The 23,780-nt window shown below is 62.2% G+C and carries 22 protein-coding genes; 9 read left to right on the top strand and 13 right to left on the bottom strand.

Going from position 1 to position 23,780, the window contains the following annotated elements:
• Window positions 1-82: 82 nt before the first annotated feature.
• From LDO11_RS08805 to mobI, 4 genes are read right to left on the bottom strand one after another with little or no spacing between them, the layout of a single operon-like run.
• Window positions 83-292: a hypothetical protein gene (locus LDO11_RS08805; protein WP_232141212.1), complete on the bottom strand. Its 210-nt coding sequence runs from the start codon at window positions 290-292 to the stop codon at window positions 83-85.
• A 1-nt stretch (window position 293) separates the two neighbouring features.
• Complete coding sequence (locus LDO11_RS08810) at window positions 294-617, bottom strand: hypothetical protein (protein ID WP_232141213.1); 324 nt, start codon at window positions 615-617, stop codon at window positions 294-296.
• A gap of 2 nt (window positions 618-619) precedes the next feature.
• Window positions 620-1,576 (bottom strand): S49 family peptidase, encoded by a 957-nt coding sequence (locus LDO11_RS08815; protein WP_232141214.1) that lies wholly within the window; start codon window positions 1,574-1,576, stop codon window positions 620-622.
• A gap of 38 nt (window positions 1,577-1,614) precedes the next feature.
• Complete coding sequence (gene mobI / locus LDO11_RS08820; RefSeq protein WP_232141215.1) at window positions 1,615-2,106, bottom strand: conjugative transfer protein MobI(A/C); 492 nt, start codon at window positions 2,104-2,106, stop codon at window positions 1,615-1,617.
• A 425-nt stretch (window positions 2,107-2,531) separates the two neighbouring features.
• Between mobI and LDO11_RS08825 the strand changes: the two genes are divergently transcribed.
• From LDO11_RS08825 to LDO11_RS08855, 7 genes are all read left to right on the top strand, one after another.
• Entirely contained in the window at window positions 2,532-3,548 is a 1,017-nt protein-coding gene (locus LDO11_RS08825; protein ID WP_232141216.1) for a ParM/StbA family protein, read from the top strand.
• Window positions 3,549-3,616: 68 nt separating this feature from the next.
• Complete coding sequence (locus LDO11_RS08830) at window positions 3,617-4,099, top strand: hypothetical protein (RefSeq protein ID WP_232141217.1); 483 nt, start codon at window positions 3,617-3,619, stop codon at window positions 4,097-4,099.
• 62 nt (window positions 4,100-4,161) lie between these two features.
• Window positions 4,162-5,382 (top strand): hypothetical protein, encoded by a 1,221-nt coding sequence (locus LDO11_RS08835; protein ID WP_232141218.1) that lies wholly within the window; start codon window positions 4,162-4,164, stop codon window positions 5,380-5,382.
• 80 nt (window positions 5,383-5,462) lie between these two features.
• Window positions 5,463-6,440, top strand: a complete 978-nt coding sequence (traF, locus tag LDO11_RS08840; RefSeq protein ID WP_232141219.1) for a conjugal transfer protein TraF — start codon at window positions 5,463-5,465, stop codon at window positions 6,438-6,440.
• Entirely contained in the window at window positions 6,437-7,864 is a 1,428-nt protein-coding gene (locus LDO11_RS08845; protein ID WP_232141220.1) for a conjugal transfer protein TraH, read from the top strand. Before traF ends, LDO11_RS08845 begins: the two co-directional genes overlap by 4 nt.
• A gap of 2 nt (window positions 7,865-7,866) precedes the next feature.
• On the top strand, window positions 7,867-10,797 hold the full coding sequence (locus LDO11_RS08850) for a conjugal transfer protein TraG N-terminal domain-containing protein (protein WP_232141221.1): 2,931 nt from the start codon (window positions 7,867-7,869) through the stop codon (window positions 10,795-10,797).
• A gap of 57 nt (window positions 10,798-10,854) precedes the next feature.
• Window positions 10,855-11,343 (top strand): hypothetical protein, encoded by a 489-nt coding sequence (locus LDO11_RS08855; RefSeq protein ID WP_232141222.1) that lies wholly within the window; start codon window positions 10,855-10,857, stop codon window positions 11,341-11,343.
• Between the two features lie 414 nt (window positions 11,344-11,757).
• On the opposite strand, the gene LDO11_RS08860 is transcribed toward LDO11_RS08855, so the two are convergent.
• From LDO11_RS08860 to LDO11_RS08880, 5 genes are all read right to left on the bottom strand, one after another.
• Entirely contained in the window at window positions 11,758-12,198 is a 441-nt protein-coding gene (locus LDO11_RS08860; protein ID WP_232141223.1) for a hypothetical protein, read from the bottom strand.
• Between the two features lie 379 nt (window positions 12,199-12,577).
• Window positions 12,578-13,513 (bottom strand): hypothetical protein, encoded by a 936-nt coding sequence (locus LDO11_RS08865; RefSeq protein WP_232141224.1) that lies wholly within the window; start codon window positions 13,511-13,513, stop codon window positions 12,578-12,580.
• A complete protein-coding gene (locus LDO11_RS08870) occupies window positions 13,510-16,299 on the bottom strand; it encodes an Mks condensin complex protein MksF (protein ID WP_232141225.1) in 2,790 nt (929 codons plus the stop codon). The genes LDO11_RS08865 and LDO11_RS08870 overlap by 4 nt, the downstream gene beginning before the upstream one ends.
• On the bottom strand, window positions 16,296-16,862 hold the full coding sequence (locus LDO11_RS08875; protein WP_232141226.1) for a DUF4194 domain-containing protein: 567 nt from the start codon (window positions 16,860-16,862) through the stop codon (window positions 16,296-16,298). Before LDO11_RS08875 ends, LDO11_RS08870 begins: the two co-directional genes overlap by 4 nt.
• On the bottom strand, window positions 16,859-18,130 hold the full coding sequence (locus tag LDO11_RS08880) for an MksB family condensin complex protein (protein WP_232141227.1): 1,272 nt from the start codon (window positions 18,128-18,130) through the stop codon (window positions 16,859-16,861). The genes LDO11_RS08875 and LDO11_RS08880 overlap by 4 nt, the downstream gene beginning before the upstream one ends.
• 953 nt (window positions 18,131-19,083) lie before the next feature.
• On the opposite strand from LDO11_RS08880, the gene LDO11_RS08885 reads away from it, so the two are divergent.
• Both LDO11_RS08885 and LDO11_RS08890 read left to right on the top strand, forming a co-directional pair.
• Window positions 19,084-19,317 carry a hypothetical protein gene (locus tag LDO11_RS08885; RefSeq protein ID WP_232141228.1) on the top strand — a complete coding sequence of 78 codons (234 nt, stop codon included), beginning with the start codon at window positions 19,084-19,086 and terminating at the stop codon, window positions 19,315-19,317.
• A complete protein-coding gene (locus LDO11_RS08890; RefSeq protein WP_232141229.1) occupies window positions 19,314-20,144 on the top strand; it encodes a hypothetical protein in 831 nt (276 codons plus the stop codon). Before LDO11_RS08885 ends, LDO11_RS08890 begins: the two co-directional genes overlap by 4 nt.
• A gap of 187 nt (window positions 20,145-20,331) precedes the next feature.
• Here LDO11_RS08890 and LDO11_RS08895 read toward each other — a convergent pair whose 3' ends face one another.
• The 4 genes from LDO11_RS08895 to LDO11_RS08910 all read right to left on the bottom strand — a co-directional run bounded on the left by LDO11_RS08895 (window position 20,332) and on the right by LDO11_RS08910 (window position 23,672).
• Window positions 20,332-20,718 (bottom strand): surface-adhesin E family protein, encoded by a 387-nt coding sequence (locus LDO11_RS08895; protein WP_232141230.1) that lies wholly within the window; start codon window positions 20,716-20,718, stop codon window positions 20,332-20,334.
• Window positions 20,719-21,062: 344 nt separating this feature from the next.
• Entirely contained in the window at window positions 21,063-22,214 is a 1,152-nt protein-coding gene (locus LDO11_RS08900; RefSeq protein WP_232141231.1) for a tyrosine-type recombinase/integrase, read from the bottom strand.
• Complete coding sequence (locus tag LDO11_RS08905; RefSeq protein WP_232141232.1) at window positions 22,211-22,474, bottom strand: hypothetical protein; 264 nt, start codon at window positions 22,472-22,474, stop codon at window positions 22,211-22,213. The genes LDO11_RS08900 and LDO11_RS08905 overlap by 4 nt, the downstream gene beginning before the upstream one ends.
• A gap of 157 nt (window positions 22,475-22,631) precedes the next feature.
• Complete coding sequence (locus LDO11_RS08910) at window positions 22,632-23,672, bottom strand: DNA-binding protein (protein WP_232141233.1); 1,041 nt, start codon at window positions 23,670-23,672, stop codon at window positions 22,632-22,634.
• Between the last annotated feature and the right edge of the window lie 108 nt (window positions 23,673-23,780).

The raw sequence follows: 23,780 nt of genomic DNA on the forward strand, positions 1-23,780 counted from the left end.
CTCCCGCGCCCCAATGTCCTCTCTGGACCGCAACCTGATTGGATTTGTGGGTGGTTGCGACACTGGAGGGCCGGGGAGCCATTCAGACCGCCTTCCCGTTGCGGAAATGCTCCATCAGCTCCTCGGTCTCCGCATGTGCGGTCTCGCCGACCCGCGACCGGAAGGCCCTGTTGGGATCGTGGCGGGTCCGGCCGGTGTTGCGCTCCCAGACCGCACGCGCCTCGCAGCTGACCAGTTCGGCGAGGTCGCTGGAGTTCGGGATGTCGGACCAGGTGCGTGCCTTGATCCTCATCTCAGCGCTCCAGCTTGGACAGCGAGGCCACGATCATCCGCAGCCCGTGGTTGTGCAGCTGCAGGTCGGCGACCTGACGCCTGAGCATGGTGATCAGGGCTCGGTCCTGCGTCCTTGCCGCCATGGCGATGTCGCGTTCGCCACGGGCCGCCTCGAGCGATTCCACGGCCTGAGCGAGTTCGAACCGGAGCACGTCGCGCTCCAGCGCCGCCTCGGCGAGCAGCTCGCCCGGAGAGAGCTTGCCGTGGGTCTCCAGAGCCCAGGCCTCCTCGGCAGTGCAGTCGCCAGTGGAGGCTGGCCCGGTTGGGAAGTCCGTGGTGGACATCGTCAGTTCTCGGTGAGGGCGGCGGAGATGCCAGATGCAAACGCACGCGCCGTGAGGCCAATGCGGTCGTGGAAGCTGGCGCGCGACCGGTACTCGTAGGTCGGCAGGTCGTCGAACCGGCTCGAGCGGAGATCCTCGAAGCTGGAGATCCCGTCCACGAGGCCGAGCCCTAATGCCGCGTCCGCGGTCCAGACCCGTCCGGTGAAGAGTGCGGGATCGTCCCCAAGCTTGCCGGCGCGGAGCTCACGGACCTGGGTGGCGAAGATCTGCCCCATGTCCTCGACCAGGGCCTGGTTCAAGGCGTCCTGCTCGGGCGTGTTCACCGACCACGGGCTGTTGCCGCTCTTGAGGGGGCCGGAGGTGTAGACGCGTTCTCGCAGACCCAGTCGCTCAGCGAGCGTGGCTGCGTCCAGGTTGCGCATCACGGCGCCCAGCGAGCCCACCAAGGCATAGCGACTGGCGAATACCTCATCGGCATGGGCTGCGATCAGGTAGGCCGCAGACGCCCCAAGGCCGTCGACGACCGCCAGTACCGGGACGGCGCGGCCGTCGGCTCGGCACGCGGCGAGGGCAGACCCGATCTCATCGGCGTCAGCGGGGGAGCCGCCGGGCGAGTCGATCCGCATGACCACGGCAGTCGTGAGCTTCGACTCGCAGGCGCGGCGGATCAGGGGCACCACGCGATCGGCGCTACCGGACTGGCCGGAACCAATGACGCCCTCGATCGGGATGACCGCGACCACCTGGGTGGATGGCCCGCGGCTCCAGCCCAGAAGCGGGGCGTACAGCAGGACCCACATCGCGACCACGCCCACGGCCACCAGCAGGAAGCTCGCTCGCTTGATCGTCCGCCAGCGACGTTCGGACTGCTCTTTCTCGACGAGATGGGACGCCAGGCCGTCGAGGAAAGTCCGGGTGTCTCGTGCGAGGTCGACAACCGCGCGATCGCGTTCTGACATCGGTGCGGTATCCGGGTCCGTCCCGCTCTGTGGGGAATTCATAGGGCGCCATCGTCCAGTTCGGGTGGCTGCTCGAGCTTCTTCAGGCGCCGGGTCACGACCTTCAGCGCGTCGTCGACCTCGGTCAGCCTCAAGAGTGCCTCACGGATCTCTCGTGCCTTCAGCTCGTACTCCTTGACCAGTTCCTTGGACCAGGCAGGTGCCGGGCTCGTCAGCTTCGACAGGTCGTATCCAGACTCGCCCCGCTTCTTGCCTGAGACGTCGGATCCACCTACGAGCTTCCGCCCCCGGTAGTGCTGGTTCTGCCAGAGGATCTGGATCGAGCGGTTGTCGTTCCTCGCCCTGACCACGAGCGCGAGAGCGATGAAGGAGTCGCCTGCTGACAGCTGCAGCTCCGTCCGCTTGTCGCTGTACTCCTTGGCGAGTTGCTGAGCCTTCGACAAGGCCTGTTCTCGGATCGACTGCACGACGATGGCTGCCTCCTCGAACAGGTCGACTTCTTGGAGCTGAGATGGAGCGACGTCAAACATGGCGCTGTGCCCTTAAATATCTATAGGTCATTGGACCGCAATGACCGATAGCGTCAACGGATGTGCTGTGCCCTATATCTATAGGTCATAGCGTTCGATTCGCAAGTTCTGAGACCGTACTTATTCAAGCCCCGAAACTGGCTGTCCAACGTGGGCGGTGTTGAACACGTGTTCGACACGTGTTGAACACGTGTTCGACAAAAAGGGGCCCAGCCGAGGTGTCGGTGCCACCGGAGAGAGCCGTGTTGAACACGTGTTCGACACATCGCGGCGCGTGTTGATCACGTGTCCGACAATTTAGGGATTTTGTCGCACACGTGTTCGACACGAGACACGCAACCTAGCCGTATCGCGGGCAGGTTGCGCACCCAAGAGGAGTGGCGCGGCATCGATCATGGAGACCACTCCACCGAAGGATGTCTCACATGCTTTTCATGGGCCTGGACCTCGGATATTCGTCTGCAAAGCTAGCGTTCGGCTCAGGCCGAGATCCTGAAATCGTGCAGCTCCCCATCGGGGCTGCGCCTCTAGACCGTTGTGGTCTGTCGATCGACGGATCGGTCACTCGTGGTGGCGGGCATGAAGTGATGATCAATGGCGAGCAATGGCTGGCCGGTATCGATCCCTCCCGCATCTCGAACTTCGTGCAGTCGATGGACGAGAGCTACAGCAGCACGGATGAGTACAGGGCGCTGTTCTATGCAGCACTGGCTGAAGTGGGCAAGACCCACATCGACGTGCTTGTCACTGGGCTTCCCGTCTCCCACTACCGCAACCAGGCCCACAAAGATCAGTTGCTCCGTTTCATGGAGGGTCGACACCACGTGCGACCGGACCTGATCGTGACCGTGGCCAAGGCGATCGTGATTCCCCAGCCGGCAGGCGCATTCACGGCCAACCTGGTGGAGATGGCCAAGGGTCGGACCAAGCACACGATCACGGGCAACAGCTCGGTCCTCGTGGTGGATCCGGGTCACTACAGCCTCGACTGGTGCATGTTCTTGCACTCAATCCGGATCGATAGCTCGTTCTCCACCTCACAGGCAGGCGAGCGGGTCGTCCACGTCGCAGCCGAGCGTCTTTCTGAGAAGCACGGCATCAAGGTTCGGCCTGCCAGGCTGCAGGAAGCGGTGCTGACTTCGGCTGGCCCACTCCAGATCGGGAGCCATGAGATTGACTTCTGGCCAGCGCTGCACGAGGCAGCCAAAGAGATCGTGGAGTTCAACCTGCGCAAGATCCGAGCGAACATCCGTTCGGTGATGGACGAGCGCGGTATCGATCTGATCCTTGTCGCCGGCGGCGGCGCCGAGCTGTTCGCCAAGCCTCTAGCCGAGGCATTCCCAGAGGCAGAGGTCGTCAAGCTCAGCCAGTCGATCACGGCCAACGCCCGTGGGTTCTACGCGTACGCGACACAACAGGCCCAGGCTCCGAAGGTTGCTTGAGAATGGCGAGGTCGGAGCGAACAATTCGCACTCTCAGTTTTTCGTCCGGGCATCAGCTCGGGCCGGCCTTGGCCGCTATCGGTTTGCCGGAGGTTCCGAGCGTTCTCGAAATTCGTCAGTTGCTTGAGCTGGGTATCGCAGCAAAGAAGGCGGGCTTCCTCTGTGCACGAGGCAAGGACAATCAACTGACCCTTGTGCAATCGGTGGCTGCAGATCCAACACCGCGACTGACAGCCCCTGCGGCGATGCAACCTGTCACGGCACACGCATTGCATGAAACGCCACTGCCAGCGAGTGCGACGCAGGCTCCGGCGACTCATGCGGTGACGCAATGTGACACCGATCACGATTCGCAACCAGCGGCTCTTCAGACCGACGAAGAGCTGCCGATAAGCCGCGTTGACGCTATGCCTTCAGCCAGCCTTGGGACCAACCAAGGATCCGAGGGGGCTGACGTCGACGAGCTGGAAGAGGGTGCGGGGGATACGCAGCTCTTCGATGGCCGGACGCGCGATCTTCTGCGCCAGGTCATGCAGTTCGATGCGTCTTGAATTGGAACTGAAATTGGACGTTCAACTTGCATCACTGAGGATGCGTAGCAAGGGGCTCTAGGATGATTGGGGGAAGTCTGGGGCCGGTTTGCCCCACGAGCGTTCGACGAGACATCGTCGCGCTCAACCAAAAGTGGATCAGCCGCGAGTCTGATCTCGCACGCGACATCAATTTGGCGTCGCCGTCGCCTTACGTGGTCGAGGAACTGAGTCCACGGGTGATTGGTGACCGTCGTATCGCACTGGGTGTCGCTCGCGCGGGCGCGGTGTTGTTCCGTCCAGTGGATGAGGATCGAGTCGGCGCTGCGATACACGCCGTCCTGGAGGACGACGACGCCGATTCGCTGCACGTCCCCCTCTCACCGGCCAACGGTGCAGCCAACTTCGCGACCCAGTATTTCCAGTCGCTTCGCGAAGTCAGCCGTCAGGACCCAGTTCTGGCTGGTCTCATCTTCCGGGTAAAACCGTCAACGCTCCGTGTGCGGAACCTGAGCCTGGCACAGATCGCGAAGCTCACTCATACGCATGACATCCAGTTCCGGCCGATCCAGGCCGACGCGCTCTCCTCCCTGATGCAAGCCGGGCGCATGAAATCCCTCCGCCCGGAGCAACAGGCAACCCTGCGTGGCTGGACGTTGCTGGCGGATGAGACACCAGAGCTTCCAGCCATCGAACGTATCGCAGAGCCGGCGCTGGCCAGCAACCGGATCTCGCAGCTCTACAACATTCTCCTTCTCGGGTCGGTGGGCTGCCGCCCGCGGCTGATCCACACCCTGACCCACGCCCGTCGGGTCGAGATCCAGACCACGATGCAGCAGGCCGGGTACGACACCTCTGACCCGGGTGGTCGTCGGTACTCCCGCACGGCCTCGCTAATCGAGACGCCACGCGCGCATGTGATCTCCTCCCTTTTCCTGCGCAACTACATCCGCGCACGGGCTCTCTATGGTGTGCCCGAGGAATCGTCCGTGATTTCCCCGGATGCTTTCGCCCGCGCCATGCTGGCCTCGATGGCTGCAGACGTCGTCGACAACATCGACCCATACCTCGCACACATGACCGTCAGGCTCTATCACGAGCAAGAAGTGTCCATGCGACGCTGCACCAGTTGCCGCTCCCACTACCTGTGCTGCGACAACCCCGTGGAAGTTCGGGGCGAGGTCGTGACGGGCGACTGCCCGGTGTGCCGCGAGATCGAATCCATCCGCACGGGCTCCCCGGTCTTCCGACTCTCCGGTCGTCGCTCACGCCTGAGTGAAGTGGTCGCTGGCTTCGGCACGTAATCCAGTCAGTGTCCAACCTGCGCGTACGCCGCGCAGGTTGGACGCCTGAAAGCTCTTGAGGCCCGAGCATCATCTCGGGCATGAGGCGCAATCTAATCGCGGCGGCCACTGCCGTCATCGTGCTCGCAGGCCACACGGCCTACGCCCAGGACGCGTTCTATAAGCGTCGTACGGAGGGCTGGCATTTCTACGTCGATCCGGCGAAGGAAGAGCCTGCGTCGCCGGCGCCTGCGCCATTGCCACCGCAGCCCATGGATCCGCCGGGTCCGGAGGTGCTTTCGTCGGCGTGGCTGCGCGACAACCTGCCGGTCTTCCGCGACCGGGCGATCGACAACCCCACGCCCGAGAACGTCGAGGTACTGGCATACCTCCAGCGCCTGGCGGTGGATCGGTCCGAGCGCTTCTCCCAGATGTGGCAGCGAGTGGTCACCTCGAATCCGTCCCTGGATGAGACGGCGCGATCGCCGATCAGCTCTTTCCAGCAGGCTGCGGCACGAGAGCAGGTGAGCATCGCAAAGCAGGAGGTCATGGCCCGGATCGCCGATCGCGCCGGCATCTGGTACTTCTACATGTCGACGTGCCCGTACTGCGCCCGCCAGGAGCCGGTGCTCGAGCGCGTAGCTCGCAACTTCGGGCTGTCGATCCTTCCCATCAGCCTGGACGGCGGACCACCGCCCACCTGGCGCGACGTGGCGTTCGTCAGCAACGATGGCCATGCTCAGCAGCTGGGCGTGATGGTGACACCGACCCTGGTGGTGGCCGACACCGTCACCGGCGAGCTCCACAACCTCGCCGCAGGCCTGCGAACCGACCAGGAGATCGAGGAGCGCCTGCTCGAGGTCGCAGTGATGAACGGCTGGATCTCGGAAGACGACTACGAGCGCGCACGCCGCGGCGAGCCGAGACGCTTCATCAGTGATGGCTTCGCCAGCACGCAGGGCCTACCCGAGGATCCCGCGGTTTTGCTCGAGTTCCTTCGCAACGCATCGATCAATGGCACCGAAGGCGGCAACAGCACGCCGTGGGTGGTCGCACCGCCGTCTGGAGGCACGCAATGAAACTCCGTCCCCATGCCGTCCTGGTAGGCCTGGCCCTTGGGCTGGTGTCGACATCTGTGTCTGCCGACGCGGTCAACGAGCGCATGCGCCAGATGTTCGGCGCCCATACCAACGTGACCCGCCCAGGCGTGGTGGAAGGGGCGACGCGAGGGGTGATCACCGGCGGCAACGTGACCGTCCGCACCCCGATCCGGTCGATGTCGGGCTTCACCTTCGATCCGCCGAACATCTCGGCCGGTTGCGGCGGCATCGACCTCTACGGCGGCAACCTGAGCTTCCCGGACAAGGAGCAGTACGTCCAGATGGGTCGCGCCATCATCGGCAACATCGGCGGCGCAGCCTTCCGCATGGCGCTCAAGCAAACGTGCGAGCTGTGCGACTCGATCATGTCTTCGATCCAGGAGACAGTGAACATGCTCAACTTCGATGACATGTCGAGCTGTCAGATCGCGCAGCAAATGACCTCGGCCGCACGGAACAAGGAGAACCCCTTTTCCTTCGCCGCCGAGAGCGGGCAGAACGTGGCGGCCAGCTGGCGGGAAACCGCAGGCATGGCCAAGAGCAAGTTCGACGCCTACCGTGCCGGCCCGGGTGAGAAGTCGCCGGTGGGGGACGTCATTGCCGCGTCACCCGAGATGGCCAAGGCCCTGCAGGGCAATCTCGTATGGGACGCGATGCGCGAAACGGGCATCGTCGAATGGCTCGGCGACAACCGCACCGCGCGCGAGGAGGTGCTTTCTCTGTTGGGCACCGTGGTCGTGTGCGCGGAGGCCTCGTCCGAATGCCCGCAGACGACCGGCTCAGGCGACACCGGCGCCTTCACTTTCCAGCCGACGCTCACACTCAGCGAGTACGCAACGCTCGAAGCCGGCGCTTCGGAGGAGTACGACATCTACTCATGTGCGCAGGAGGAATGTCTGAAGCCGACTGTCGCGAAGCGACGGTTTGGAAAGACGGCGGCACAGCTGGTTGTTGATGCCTTCATCGGTACGCCAGACCAGTCCGGCCTGATTGAAAGGATCACACTTCCTGGCGATCAGGCAGTCGCCATGAGCGGTCTCGAGCGAACGATCGTTGCGTCAAACAACGCACTTGCCGCGATGGTGTTTCGTTGCGCGAAGTCCGGCGAACGAGGGATGGGTGAGGCCCGGTTCATCGTGGAGGCGATGGCGCCTCAGATCGCTGCAGAGTCCCTGCATCTCGCCCTCGTGCAGACCATTCAACAGGCTCGTCGCTACCTCACTGAGAACGGCCAGAACATCGGTGCAGGTCCCGCGATGGATCTTCTCGACAAAACACGAGCTGACCTTGACCGTCAGCTGGCCATGATCCAGACGCGAACCAAATCGAACGACATGGTTGCCAGGTCAGTCGAGCTTTGCTCCGGCTCCGCACTGGTCTCGCATCTCGGCCTGGGGGTCTGACCATGGAAATCCTGGTCATGGGCGACGGCAAGTTCGTATTCGCCGTGCTCAATGCCGTTGCCAGCGTCAACAGCTACGGCCAGCTTGGTGCGCTCGGCGGGATGCTCGGTCTGTTGCTCATGGTAATGCGCGGCATCATGACCCCTTCGGGGCCGTCGGTGAATCTCGCTCCAGTGCTGGCCTCCATCGTCATCTTCTGGGTCATGTTCATCCCTCGCGTGGATAGGGTGAGCGTCTCCGAAGTGATGCCGGCACCGGGTCAGGCGACGCCCAGGACTTTCGTCGTCGACAACGTCCCATTTGGCCTGGCGGCCACCGGTTACATGGTGTCGAACATCGGCATCAAGGTGACAGGCCTCTATGACACGATCATGGGCCGCGCCACAGACAACACCCGAGTGGGAACAGGCGGGCTCGGCCGGAACCTGATGCTGATCTCAGGCCTGCAGACGATGATCAACGATCCTCGATTTGCAGACACGGGCACTGGCACTGGCGAGTATTCGAACTATCGCCGGAACATGTTGGCCTTCATCCAGGATTGCGTCCTTCCTCCTGCGCAAAATGGCCATGTGCTGCTGAACACCGTTCTGCAGAGCCCCATCGAGGACGGGTTATTCGGTAGCGCATTTGGCGGCGATCTGAGGCCCACCCGCTGGGTGAGCGGCCCTCCTGGGGCGCTGGATTCTCAATACCTGACCTGCGCGGGAGCACAGTCACGGCTGGAAAGTGGCCTGTCAACCAACGCACTTCCGGCTGGATTCGACAATGCTGCGGAGGCTCGTGGTTCAGATATGCGGTCAGAAGAAATCATGGGCGCATTTGCATCGTACGCAGGCGAAGGTGGCCTCAATGCCCAGCGAATGATGGCGTCGCACATGGTGTCGTCCCTCGTGTCGGAAGCTGCGCTCCGCGGTTCGTTGAGCCCCCAGGACGCCCAGGCCGTCACGATGCTGGAGGAGGCCTCACTTCGGCGCAGCGTGTCGTGGGCGGCCGAGGAGAACCTGTTCATTCGCGTTGCCCGACCCATGCTGGGATTCTTCGAAGCACTGTTCTATGCCTTGGGTCCGATCATGGCCTTCGTGGTGATGCTCGGACCTGCCGGCTGGGGCCTGGTGGTCAAGTACATGATGCTGACCGTCTGGGTCGCGCTCTGGTTCCCAATGCTCAGCATCGCGAACCTCTACTCGAACATGCGCATGGAGGCCTACTTCGAACAGATCGGCAACCTGGCGAACACGTCCCCCCATCAGCTCGAGATGATCGCCAATGAGGCAATCAGCACGCTCGGCGCGACATCCGCGCTCGTTGCCGCGACACCAGCGCTGGCCATGTCGCTGATCTACGGCGGCGCCGTCTCGATGTCGCACCTGGCGGGTCGCCTGCAGCACAACGATGTGGTCGATGAAACCAAGATGACGCCGCAGGCTTCGACCATCGCGCCTGTGGTGCAGGGCGGTTCGTATGCGCAGGCCAATGATGCCCATGGCGTTGTCCGCACGGGGGCAGCGGGCATCACACTGGCGTCGGGTCAGGATCTAACTCGCTTGGCCTCGTCCACGCAAACCGAAGGCCATCGTCTGATGGCCTCAGGCTCGCAGGCTATCTACCAATCTGCCGAACTCCAGGCTGCGCTTCGCAGCGACTCTGGACATGCTTGGGCAACCAATGAGTCCAGTCAGTACAGCAACCAGTTCATGGAGCAGCTGCGCCGAGGCAGCGGAACGGATGCGGCGAAGGCGAATGCCTACAACTACTTGAACTCCCTGGACGAAGCGACACGGCGAAATGTCCTCCATAACGTTGGTACGAGAGGGTCCGCCTCGGTCAGCGTGCAGGGGGGGACACCGGGAGCCGGGGCGTTGGGTATCGGCGTCACAGGGCGGGTCACTGCCGAAGGCTCTGTCGGGTACAACGAGGTTTCCGATCAATCGAGTGGCCGGGGAACCACCAACTCCCATTCGCAGGCGGCTACCGCAACGCTGAGGGAAATGCTGTCGAAGGATACGGGCCTGCAGACCGCTGCTGCCGCGGCGGTTGGTGCTGAGTATCGCCAGCTTCGGTCCGAGAGCGGGTCGACCGGCATCTCTGCAGCGGATGGACAGCGGATGGAGACGGCTCTGAGCGAAATCTCTGAAGGCTCGCGGATGTATGCGCAGGGTTTGACGATGTCTAGTCGATCGGGGGTCATGTCCAATGTCGAAGTGTCGCAATTGGCAAGGAACATGCATGCCAACGGCGACTTCGGAACCTACGGCGCACGTGCTGCGGATATCGTCGCGGCGTCAGGTCTCGATGCTGCGTTGAAAAAAGAGGACTGGATCAACCGCCTCAACAACTCGAACGTCGTTGGTTCAAACGGGCAGGCCTACAGCAGGGAGCAAATCGCAGGACTAGCCTCGATCCTTACCTTGGTTCAAAACTCCGACACGATTGCGGCTTCCCAGATGGGCGCTGCTGCAGGTGTCGCTACGGATGTCCTGTCTCGCAACACTGCTCTCGGCGGGTTGGTAACTGGGGACGTACATGCCAACAGTGGTGTCGGAGGTAGGGCAGAAGATGCTACGGGTCTCTTGGATGGAACGTCGGGACTGTCCGGTGCCCCTGGTGTGAGCCGTGGTGGAATTTCAGGCCAAGTCGCTGGCTTGGGCGCGGCGGCAGATGCCACCTACAGCACGGTTCAAAATGAGGCCACCACTCGACTCGGAGAGCAGGGCGTAACTGGGGCCAGCCAGGTAAACATCGAGCAGCGATACGCGAACCAGTCGGGAGAGATTGATACTGTCTTTAGTCACCAACTCGAGTCCAATCCTGCCAAGGAGAACCTCGGGCGACTCCAACCGGAAGCCCCCCCAACCGCTCCCGTCCGAACATCCGCACCAACACTCGACGACGTCCGCCAGATGGAGATGCCTCAACCCACTCGGAACTGATCACACCGCCCCGTGCGGACGTACGAGCACGATCGCTCGAAATCTGGAGGAAGAGCTATGAACACCTACGACCGATACACCGATATGGCAGCTAGCCACAGTTCCACCTACAACATGGCACTCACGTTTTTCGTGATCCTCATGGCTGTGGCACTGGTGTTCGCACTGGCCACCGCTTTCAACAACCAGCGGCTGGAACGCGAGAAGCATAAGTTGGATGTTGAGCGGAAGCTCCAGAGCGCAGAGTCGTACGAGGCAAACGCTCGAGTTCGCATTACGAAGGCTGAGATGGGCACAAGCCAGGCACAGGCTTTGACCACCGCCGTTAGGATGGGAGTCGAGTCTGAACTGCGCACCGTAATGGACGACAGGGGCGTTGAGACGCTTGCCGGAAATGAGTACGAGTACGCGACGACGCCTGCCAACAGCAATACTGTTAACGACGCTGGGCTTGATGTCTACGCTGAGTGGCAGGATGCGATCTGCCGTACCGTCGAAGAAGTTGAAGACGAAGACAATCGACTTATCAGGGAAGCACTTTCCTGAGTTTCAACCTGCCTCGAAGGCAATTCAGACGGGGGGCCAATTGGCCCCCCGTTCTTTATAGTGAGTTGTAGTGGACGTGATGCAGGCGTATCCCGAGTTCTCCTGGTAGATTGGATCCACCATACTGAGACCTGTCGGCCATTGACGTCCGACATGGGATCAGTCAAACGGCCGAGCAAGCCATAGGAGCAGTCACCTGCTCAGCTTGATCATCGGAGAACGGCATCGCCCGCAAACCGGTCTCGCCTGCGAACGCTAGGGCACTAGATGCACCGGTAACGACACGGTTGCCTGTGACCCGCTCAGCCATCCGCGCATTGAATTCCCCGGTCCGCGGCTCTCCGCCGCAGATCCATGTTCTGCAGACGATGCTGGAAGTACAAGTGGACCACGTACTGCCGGAGGTTGCGCGCGTTAGCGCGATGACTCGCTTCCCCAATACGGCCCCGTCATGAACAGCCCTTCTTCGTCGACCTCAAACGCCGGATCACGACTGCGCTCGGGCTCGTCGAAGCACGTACTTGTCTCTGCATCGACGTCCTCCACCGGCCGGACCGTCGACAGAGCATCGGGCTCGGCCTGGGAGAAGATGTCGATGTCTACCGGCATCCCCTGTGCACGACCACGCCGGACAATGGGCTTGCGCATGTCCGCCATGAACTTCGCATGCGCCGCGTCATGGAGGCGTCCGACCTCTTCCAGCCATTCCTCGCTTTCCTTCAGACGCTTGTCCAAACGGTCGAAGCGGTCGCTGAACTCATGTCGCCGGGCAGGACGAAAGAACGTGATGTAGATCTGGTAGGCCAGTCCTACGAGAAGGACGGCGCCAAAGATATAGGCGTGGAGGATGGTCATTGCGTAGCTCCATAGCTGCGGCGACCTGAGTGGTCTCAGGACGTGAGTCTCGCTGGCTGAGACTCATCTCAAGCTCTATCAGCTTGCTTGCCGGACGAAAGTTAGAGACGGGCTTATTTTGCACCGTGGAGCCGCGGATGTTCGAAAGAGCGACGGGACGCACGCATCGGCGCCCGCTGGTCGGAGGAGCAGTGCGTAGGGCGGTGTCTCGAGAAGTTCGATAACCGCCCCCGGCCTCGTTGTCCTCAAACGGATAGCAAGCGTGGTCACCACGATGCCCCCGTGCTCTCAGTGGTCGCGACAGTGGTGAAGCACGATGGACGCCAGGAAGCTGCAGACCTAGGGCCTCCATATCGCCAGAGGATGCTCCCAGGCGGCTCTAGCCTGTGCGGGCACGACCATGCGCGTAACACGTCTCCACCGCAAGGTCACCTAGCCACACCGCCTCCTGCTCCAGCGCGAGTCCTTGCCTCTGCATGGAATCCATCAAGGCGTGCACGCGGTAACGCGCAGCGGTGCCCTTCAGGCCCTTCGCTGCGATCTCGAAATGCGTCAGCGTCTTTGACCAAACCTCAGCGGATCCGAAGCGTGCCAGCATTGCTTCCCATTCGGGCATGAGCCAGAACTCGACATCTTTGTTCACTCCCGTCCTGGACAGCCGGCTGAACTGGTGCAGCCCGACGCCGTCGTAGTCTGAGAACAGCACCAACCCATCGTGGCGCCGACTGGCTGACAACCAGGACAGGAGTCGGCCGTCGAGGATGCCGCCGTAGTACGCAACGCTTCCCTGGGCGTCAGTTGGCATCCAGGAGAGGTCGTCGAAGTTGGTCTGGTTCTCTACCAGCCACAAGCGTCCGCTCGTCCTCCAGCCATCTCCGGGCTCCACAGCCAGCGCTGCCGTGCCGGTGAGGTTGCAATGCGCCACGAGATCGAGCGTGGCGCCTTCTGCATTCGTCCAGAACGCGCCGCCGGCGGGGGCGGGGCGCATGAGCAGGTGGTAGATCGGCATCCGCTGCCGCCGTGCCTTCGAATCCCGCCTCGTGGCGATATTGCGAGTGCGCAGCGGCATCCCTTCCGGAACCTCATCGGGAAGCATCGGCCGAAGCTGCGTCAGGGTGAGATCGACGATCTCCCGCCGAGTGATCTGATACGCGCTGCCCGCACTCTTGACGATCCGCGCGATCGCGTTTGTGCGGACCTCGTAGGACTGCAACTCGGATCGCTGTGGGGGTGAGAAGCTGCTGACCGGGAGCTCGCCTCCTGCTGCGACAAGCTTTGCCAGGCTCGTGGCCAGGACGCGGGATGCTTTGCTCATGCAGGTTCCGGTGCCGGCGCCGGCACCGCTTCGGTTGCCTCGATCAACTGCCAGCGCTGCCGGCTGATCTGGCTGGCCTTGCCGACATTGTCGATCGGGATGCAGTATCTGGCAGTCGTCAGTGGGAGCGGGGAGGCAAAGATCAGCGCGAAGCCAAAGTCACGCGCCGCTTCGATAAGAGACCTCTGGTTCGCAGGATCCAGCGTGGCTGCCTCGTCGAGGTAACAAACCGCCTGTGCGGGACTGCGCTTGTCGCGCATGAGGTGCAGCATCGCCAGGCCGATCACGAGCTTGGCCATCAAGGTCGTGCCGAGTGAAGCGCTCGCCTCCAGGCCATCGAACGATTCAACGGCCTGGCCCTTCTTTGCGACCTTGAATTCCAGCCGGAACAGGTTCTCCAGCTTGAGACCATTGTTCTGCTGGCCCTCCTTGATCAGGATGGACTTCGCCCGATTGAGTGCATCGTCTCCAAGGACGCCCTTCTGATCGAACAGCGCCATGGACTCCCCATGGTCAGCGTGGTCAGCGGTCTCGCGCAGCTTGTCGATCGCGCCTACGAGCTCAGGCACCTCCACCAGTTCCAGCTTGAACACCGCCAGGTCGGACACACGGCGCTGGGAGATGAGCTTATTGAACTCGCGCATCTTCATGCGCATCTCGTCCAGGCTACGACGCAGGTCCACCAGCGCACTGGACACGTCGACCACCGCCAACCGTGCTGCTCTCTCCAGGGTCTCGGCCTCATGGGGCAGGGCACCCACGAAGTTGGCCATGCGCTGGATCTCAGCCTCGATCCCGGAGTCGCTCGTTCCCAGGAACTTGGTCAGTCCCCCGGCATGCGCCTCGCTGACGCCGGTCTTCAGGGAGGAGGTCAGCGCCTGAAGTGCCGAACAGTCGTTGATGTAGCCCTGCAGGGCAGTGGGAAGATCCCGAAGGGCGATGCGGATTCCTTGCACCCATTCGTTGTGGGGCAGGTGGGGGAGATTGTCATAGAGCGGCCCGGTGTCACGACGCCCGCCGCGCAGACGTTCCACCTCCGCGTTGTCGGTATCCAGTGCGCGGATCGCATTGGATATGCGGTCTTCCTCAGCACGCAGTTCTGCACCCGTGGCCTTGATCATCTCAAGCTTGCCGTCCAGCTCAACGAGATCCTGAAGCAGGGTTTGCAGCAGCTGCTTTCGCTCGACACTGGTGGCCATCAGGCTCTGGTATTCGTCGAACCTGATCAGCTGGCCCTCGACGTCCTTGATCTCCGCCTCCAGCGCCTTGCGACGTTGCACAGCCTTTTCCATGGACTGAGCGGTTTCCAACTCGGAACGCGACCTGGCCAAACGGTGTGTCATCTCCGACACCGATTGCTGCAGATCCTCCCGACTGGCGGGTGGAGGTGCGGGCGCGAGCGCGCCGGCGTCGATGTCCAGACCTGGCAGGCGGACGCGCTCACCGTCCAGCGTAGACGTGGTTGCCTTCGCGAAGATCTCCGGGTCGAGTCGGAATCCATCCGGCGGTAGGGTCAGCAGGGAGGGATGCGCCAGCCTTGCCAGCGTGCCAGCTCCCTCCGGACCGATTGCGTCCACGAGTTGCAGGTAGAGGTTGTCGTCAAACGACGCGAGCGCTGCTTGCGCATCGCCCAAGCGTGTCTCGACGTCGGTGATCTCGCGCTCGATGGCCGCGGGCGGCCTCGAAGTGGCATTGCCGATGCGCGTGACCAGCTGATCGCGGTCATCGGACACCGACGAGAGCCGTTGCTCAAGCAGGTCGCGCCGATCGATCAGTGCGAATTGGTCTGCCAGTTCAGCATGCCGGCGTTGCTCTTCTTCGATGGCTGCGATGCGTTTGGACATGCCATCCCGCTTGAGCGCCAGTTCTGCCTGCCTGCTGCCGTGAGTGTCGAGCTTCTCCCGGACCTCGTCGCGCTTCATTTCCTGAGCCGACCGATCGGTCTTGTAGTTGACGGTCCATTGCCGCAGAAGGTCGTCGACGATCGGCTTGTGAGCGAGCACCTTGCCTCGCAGGGTGAGCAGCTCGGCCAAGTCATCACCCAGACGCAGGACGTGCTCTCTCATCCGAACCGCCGCTTCGTACTGTGCGCGGTCAAGGTCCACCTGTTCGAAAGCGCGATCCCATGCCGCCTGGAAGTCGATGCCCGCATCGGTCAGTTCGTGCTTGAAGATCTCGAGCAGGAACCGCTTCACGTCGGCAGAGCTCAGCTTGTCCAGCCGCAGAGTCCGGGTCAGCACGGTCTGGAACACGCCCAAGTAGCTCGAATGCTCCAGCCGGAACAGGTTGAAGTTCGGCTCGTGGTCGGCGCGCTTCCGGTTGCGACCGTACAGCCCATCACTGAACTCGCCGGGACTGTACGTGTGGATGATGCGGCCCTTGGCGGCCATGTGTGCCCTGAGCTGCGGCTGCGCCACAAGACCACCACCCTCGGCGCGGAAGTCGTCCAGGTTCAGCGAGCCCTTGTAGGCGATGTACTCGTAGTCGTGGGCATGCCCCTTGCCGACGCAGCCGATCACCACCTCCCCATCTGGCAGCTGCAGCTGCGCAAGGACGTAGGAGGCATTGGTCGGGAAATAGAACCGCCGGCTGGCCTCTCGTGAGTGCTCACCGAAGTTCATTCTCGTGCCGTCTGCGATCAGGACGAACTGAAGGGCGTTGATCAGCGACGTCTTGCCGGCGTTGTTCGGCCCGACCAGAGAGCACGCATCGTCCAGCGGCAGCTCCGCGCGGGAATATTTGGCGCTGTTGAGCAGCCCTAAGCGCTGCAGTCCATTGAGGATCATGGTGCGTCGTCCTCGAGCACGGAGGCCGCGGCCTCGTCTTCGGCCGCCAGGGCTTCGAAGCAGTCGAGATAGCGCCAGGCCGCGGGCAACAATCGCCAGCGCCCCGGCCCGTCCTGGGCGGCGAACCCATACGACACTGCGCTGCCCATCGTGGCCACGAGTGCGTCGCTGGAGGCGAGGCCTTCGGCTTCGAGCATCGCCTGGCTTTCCTTCTGGACCTCCTCAAGGAGGGCGTTGTCGATGAGCCACTCATGGAACCGCGTCAGGCTCATGCCCTGGTCGGCCTTTCGCTCGAACAGCGCCAACATCAGCAACGCCAGTTTCCGAGTCTTGTTGGCCATATTCGCGGCCGGCTCCTCGGTGTGGAACCACGCGAATCCCCGCGGATCGATCTCGAGCTGGTATCCCAATAGCGCGAACAGTGACCTGTACGTGTCCTGCTCCCGATCAAGCTCATTCCACCAGGCCCCATCCTGCAGCCGATTGACGTGCCGGCCTCGATTCAGGGTCGCGAACAGGTCTCGGAGGTGATCCAGCTTGGCGAGTTGTTGCAGAGCACTCATTGGAGATCTTCCTTGGCGGGGCGCACCACGACAGGGTGGTGTCCGACGCGAATCGTTTTGAGATCCAGCCAGGACCGTGAATCAGACAGCTCGACAGCCTTGCCATCATCACGCTGGGCAAGAGCGTGGAACGCAGAGAGGATGGTCACGTCCTGCCAATCCGGATTGCGCTCGGACACCCAGGCCAGCAGGTCATCGGCGCCTCCGTCGGCCTCGAGCCCGGCACGCAGTGAGGCCAGGTCGACCACGTCCAGCGGCGCGCCGTCGTTGCCTTCGCTCTCCTCGGGGAACTCGATAATGGGTGGCTGGTAGTTCTTGGCCACCGCCATGAGATTGATCAACTCCGGTCCAGCCGTGATCTTGTGAAAGGCCTCGCGAACAGCGACAGGTAGGCGAGCGGTCGTAAGAACTCGCTTCGCCCCCTTTTTGCGGACCAGTCCCAAGACCGTGCCCACAGCTGCTGCGAGCGTCGAGTGCTCGCGGATCTCGTTGCGGAGCGGGAGGAGGGTGCTTGTGCAGTGCTGCATCACCTCTCGCCCGAGCCTGCGCAGCTCGCGGGCTTGATAGGCGGCATCTCTCAGGATGCGGGTCTCCGTCACCAGGTGCCCGTGGGTCGTGATGAGCACCTGGACCGCGGCATCAAGCGCGTCGCCGGCTGCAAGCAGGTGCTTGTGGAAGATCCCGCCCGGACCCGAGTCCATCATCGCCACCATAGGATCGACGTACTGGTCGTAGGCCTCCAGCACCTGGTGATAGCGCACGGCCAGCGGCAGGCTCGGATCCATCGCCTTGGCGCGCTCGGCGACCTCGAGGATGGCGTGACGGTCCTGATCCAGTTGAGTGCCGATGTCGTCGAACTGCTGCCACAGCTGCCTGGCCGCGGCGACCATCCCTGAGCGATTCACCTGCTCCGTAGCCTCCTGGAGGGTCGCCGTCGCGGCATGGATGCTGTCGATCCTCACCTTGATGATTCCAGACAACCCGAGATCGCGCTCGCGGGTGAGTCGCTGCACGTAGGTCAGGACGTCCGGATGTACGCGTCGGCGATCGGAGCGGGGCAGGCGCTGCACCAGACCCCTATCCGAGAGGTCCTGCAGCACGCCCGCGTGGTCGCCCGACGTTCGTGTGGGGAACGCCCGTGCGATGACGCGTTCGATCTCCTCGAGCTCGAAGGTGCCAACTTCACGGGAGTGCGCACACAGGCGCTCCATCACGTCCCAATGCTGGGCCAGTGCCGCCGTCATTGCCTTGGGGCTGTGTGTGGACATGGCTACTTCGGGTCCAGATGACGATCCATCTTGCTATACCGCTCTGGCACCGGAAGTCGAATGGGCGTCATCTTTAGGGGCGCTCGGAGTACATGTGCCGGGAGTGGCAAACCGAAATGGTCCGCCAGTGAATCACGGCTCATGCATCTCGAAAGCTAACGGAAGACGATCGCATCAGGTGAGACCTCGCACCGCGGACTTTTCCTGTCCCGCGACCCGTTTCACGGGGGGATCGCCCTGCACTACACTTAGGCAAGCGGTAGACCCGCACTCTCAATCGGACGGAACAGGGGTGATAGCGATGGCGCTGTTTAAGAGCAGGAGCGTTGATCCGACGCGAGCTGGCGTGGTGCCCTACGGTGGGCAGAAAAGTGGTGGCGGTCACGACCACAGAGGTAATCGGGGAGAAGATCGCACGCCTGCTCAGAAGGAAGGCGACAAGAAGCGCCGGAAGTCCTGATGCTCTGGAACCTCACTCCACGAGCAAGGAGCGCGCGATGAAGTGCCCACATTGTGATTCGCCGTCGGTCCGAAAGCATAGTGTTGCGAAAAAACCCTTTGCGATCACGGGGGGCGTGGCGGGTGCGTGCGGAGGCTGGGCAGGGGGCGTGGCGGGTGCAACTGCGGGCGCCAAGGCTGGACTTTCCTTGGGTAGATTCGCTGGCCCGAAAGGTATCGCGGTCGGTATCGCGGCAGGTGCAGTTATCGGGGGGGTGATGGGTGCCCTTGCCGGCGGCGCAGCCGGGGTCGCGACCGGAGCGGCGGCAGGAAGTGCCGTCGACGAGCATGTACTCGAAATCGATGAATACAAATGCGATCGCTGCAAGAAAACCTTTACCCGCTGAGGAACAATGCAAAACGGTGGCGGTTTAGATTTTGGCTTTCCAAGTACCCGTGGAGCTTCTTTTCAGCAACAGTTAGTCCAGATGCGTAATCCATAATAGGGGAAGCACATGAAGCAGTTCATCCTGTTTGGACTCCTCGCTTGCCTGGTCGCACCGACTGCAGTGGCGCGAGAGCCCGTCATCGATGTGTCCAAACCTCAAACGATCGATGTCTGGGACATGGCGTGGATGACATCACTGCCCCGGTCGGAATGGAATATGAAAGGGATCCTGGCCGCGGGGGTCAACGGAGGCCCAGGATCAATCGCATCGATCCAGTCAGCGGAGCTCAGGTCGCCATGATGGGCCACAACCAAAGCTTGGCGGCTGGGCGCTTCTACCCGGAGGATCACCAATTTATCCCCCCTGTTCTCGAGGGATATACCCATGTCAGGCGAGGGCAGGGGCAGTGGCTGCCGGCGTCTTCCCGCGGCATCTCCACCTGTGACCCTCGCTACATCGTCCTCGCTAAAGCCGGACGAAATGACGCACCCGACGCCGTTCCCAGCGACTGTCTGAGAATGGAAGGTCAAATCGTCGGCGGTCGACAGCTTGTCAACCCGGACGCTGTGGATGCCATGAATGCGGCGGCGAGCAGGGAAGAAGCAGTTGCCTCCTATCAGGAGCGCGTCAGTGTGCTCAGCGCAACCGACAAGTATTACTTTCGCGGGGAGGGTCATTGGGTAGGCGTCGAGGGTGGCGTCATGCTCAAGCTTTCAAAGCAAGCCTTTACGAACAATCTGGGCTTCCTGGCGGGTCCTAACGTCGTTACCCGCATCTACGGGGTGGGAACACACAGGGTTGACCCGGGCGACCTCGCGTTTTTCATTCCGTTGACCGCCGAGGAGATTTCGAGCCAGGCGGGTCCGAGCTGGAATGCCCGCGACAACTACTTCAATCAAAACTGGAGTGCTGTCTTCTATCGCGTCACGAGCGTGCGGCCTTGTCGCGGCGACATGTACCTCATCAATGTCGTCGTGGATGAAGTCCGATACCACTTGGGTCGGGATGCGAGCGCGCCGTACCGCTCATGGCTGCCGGGCAGCGAACACACCTTGCCGACCGGGGTTCCGAAGAGCGCCCGCGCCAGTAGTCCTGAAATGGCACCCGAGCAGTTCTGCACGACATAGCTCCAATCAGTACAGGCCGGCGTGCTTGACCGCAGGAGCACGCACAGCGCCCCGGGGGTGACGGATCCGGTAACGACGTGGATGCAATCAGGCGCCGCCGAAGGGTACTCGCCAGTGGAGGTCACGAATCGTGCTTCGAGGATCGACTGTCAGCCGAAGCCAAGCAAGCAATCGCGGGGTAGACCGCCTATTCGCAAGCGGCCTCGTATGCGGCTTCGCCCAGCGATTCCGGCAGTACGGGCTCCCGCTCAATCTCCCACGACTCGAGCGTCACTGAACCGACAACTGCCCCCGCAGCGTCCCGAGCGGCCATAGTCTTTGTCGACACTTCCCTTGCCCCGCAAAAATAGGTGTTGTGATTTGTCAGCTCAACGTAGCTTCCGTAATCCCCTAATTCCTGCGGTTGGGCGTGCAACATCCTGACCCACACTTGCACCTGCCCACGCTCAGAGACTTGGGTTTTCGTATCGAATTCGATAGAAACCATGTCATCTTCATAGACGGTCAACCATCTGCTCGGCGTTCTTTTGCCGGCTTCGTCAGCGTGTTTAGCAGCCCATTCGGCCGATTCCATTGCCGCTTTCGAGATCCCGTCTGGCTCGCCGCCAGGGGGGTTGGCAAAGGCATGGACAGGGAGAATTGCGCACAATCCAGTCATGAGCACCCAACGGAACATCGAGTTACCCTGCACGTGTCGTCTTTGCATTTGGTCCTAGCTCCAGTTTGAGACTTCCCAGTTGTCCCCTGCGCAGGCGTGGTCGACCCGAGTGTTCGTCATCGATATCCATGTGCCACCTTGAGCCATGCCAGGCAACCTGACAGTACCACCGGATTCCGCAGCGCGGCGGGCTCGATGCGTCAAAATGAAACGTGTTTCGGGAAGCCTTGGACGTGCGAAGATGGCGGGCTGGCGCCGCGTCAGCGCTTGAGCTTGCGGAGGGCATCGCGGCGGTTCTTTCCGGCTCGTGCGGCCAGTTCGCGCTCGGCGTAGCGGGCAGGCATCTGAGGGGTTTTCCATCGGCCTGCTTGCATGATGGCCGCCAGGTCCATGCCGGCCCTGGTCATGTCCTGGGCCGCACCCACGCGTGCGGAGTGACCCGATAGAGCCTTCGCGATCTCGTTTTTCTTGGAGACCCGCTCGTAGATACGGCTGACCTCGCGCACGTTGAGGGGGCGCGTGGTGTCGATCCGTTGCCCTTTGAACCGGGGCAGGGCGTGGAAGACAAAGGTGTTTTCCTGATCCCGATGTTCGTTCCACGCGCGAAGTAGGGTGGCGGTTTCCGGTGTCAGGTAGGTCATCTCACCCACACCTTCCTGATCCGTCTTCGACGAGTCCAACAGGTACGTCGCCCCACCTTCCTCGTCCACGTCGAACGTGATGTTCTCCCATAGCATCGCGACCATCTCCGAAGAACGCGCGAGCATGTCGTAGGCGCAGGCAACAAATGCCGCGTCGCGGATGGATCGGGCGTCGTCCGTGTTGATGCTCTCCCGCACCAGTTCCACCTCCTCGGTGTTGATGCTGGCTGCCTGGTGCTGGCGCTTGTTCAGCCGGTTGCGGCGCCGATCGCGCCACAAGTCTTTCCAGAGGTGCGTGTCAGTCGGGTTCGGGCACTGCCAGAACCTCGACGCTTCGCCAAGGGTGAACAGGATGTGCTCGAGGGATGCACGCTGGTAGCCGGCGTCAATAAGGGCGTCTATGAACTCGCTCAGGTCCTCGAAGCTGATCGGCATGGCCACGCGATCGCGCTGCGCGCAGAATGCCGCCCAGTGCCGCCAGTCGGAGCGCATGCCCCGCCGGCTGTTCTCGGCGTAGGGGTCGACGTTCTTTTCGAAGTGGACCTTTAAGGTCTCCACGGCGTTATCGATCTGCTCCTGTGTCAGCTCAACACGAAGGCCGGGGATCTGCACGGGGAGGTCGGATTGAAGGACAGGTCCATCCAAGGCGCCGGATGCGTCCGGGAGCTCACGAAGGGCCATCGCCAGCCCGGAGGTGGGCTCCAATTTGGCCTGGCCCGCCCGTGAGGGGAGGAAGGGTGATTTGGCCCTGCTGCGACGCTTCGCGGTCATATCAGGTCCCTGTACGGCGTCCCCAAGCTCTTGAGCTCGTCATAACGGTGCAGGCTCATCTTCTCCGGCCTGCGAAGGCGCAATGCCACCTTTGTTTTGGCCAGCCGCCGACTGGACTGCGCGAAGAAGTCATAGACGCATGTCCCGTCACGTTCGACATCCGCCCTCCTAACGACCCGCTCGACGTCGAAGGCCACATCGATGTCGCCAAGAACGGGGGCGTCCGTCAGATAGGACCCGAAGACAGCGAGCTTGCTCACCCGGTGCCAGTAGATGTGGGGGTTGGCTTCGATCTCCTGCACCTTTTGGAGTAACAGTGCGATGAGCTTGTCGGCCTCTGACCGCGGGATTCCATGATTGGGGTTCAGCCGAGATACGTGTAAAAATGCCCCATAGAATCTATTTTCCCTCGTAGATTCATTTGGTTGCCGGTTTTTTTTGGGTGCCCGATCCGTCAGCGCGATCGGGTCGCAGTTGCGTCATCAACTGCTCCAGCGTGGTCAAACGCACGCCGGCCCGCAACGCCTCGACCTCTGCCTGTTCGCGACGCTCCCGCTCCTTCGCCAGATCGGCGCGAGCGCTGTCCAGTTCGGCACGGACAGTCTCCAGTAGTTGGGCGTCCTGCGCCCAGCGCGCCTGCAAGGCCTGGTGCTCAGTCGCCGTAAGCCGCAGCGCATCCAGTTCCTGAAGTTGCGCGTCTGCGGCTTGCAGCGCTTGCGCCAGGTCACGCTCCAGGCGGGTGTGGCGCTCCAGCCACTGACTGTTATCGCGGTTGAGCTGCAACAGCTCGTGGTTCTTGACCATCAGCACCTCGTTGGCTTGGCGCAGGGCCACCTGCAGCTCCTGCACCTGGTGCTCGTGGCGGCGCTGCTCCTGCTCGCGCTGCTCTTTCATCGAGGTCCGGTAATGCTCCAGCGCCTCACGGGCGTGGGCATGCTTCTCTTCCAGCGATTTCGCATGGGCCTCGTGCTCGGCCACACGGGCGATCAGGCCGGCGATGCGTTCGCTGAGCTGCGCGACCTCCGTCACCTGTTCGGCCAAGGCCTGCTGGGTAGCGGCGTGCGTTGTCTTTTCCTCGTGCAAGGCGGTTTCAACGCGCTGGAGCTGGGCGCTCAGCGCTTCCGCTTCCTGCTGGGCACGCTCCAACGACTGGCTACGCTCATGCAGTTGCGCCTCGAAGCGCTGACGAGCCTCGGTGACGACCGCCTCGGCCTCCTCGTACAGGCGCCCGGAGAGCCGGCCGACCAGATCCTGCAAAGCATCGCTGACCGCGACCTTGGCGCCCAGGCCTTGCCCTTCCTCTTCCTCCAACTCCTTCAGATAGCGGTGGATCGTGGTCTTGGAACCGGTGTTGCCCAACGTCACCCGCACTGCGTCCACCGAGGGGTGCTTGCCCTGCGCCCGCAGCGTATCGCGGGCCTTCTGGATGTCGCTCTTGTACAGGCCGCCGCGTGCCATCGCGCTCTCCGACTATTTCGTAATGTATTACATACCACGACATTACATACCAATCAAGTTACGGAACGGGCAATAATTTGACCGTATTTTGAAGCGGGATAATAGTGG

The sequence above is a fragment of the Alterluteimonas muca genome (assembly GCF_021191595.1).
GTDB lineage: Bacteria > Pseudomonadota > Gammaproteobacteria > Xanthomonadales > Xanthomonadaceae > Luteimonas > Luteimonas muca.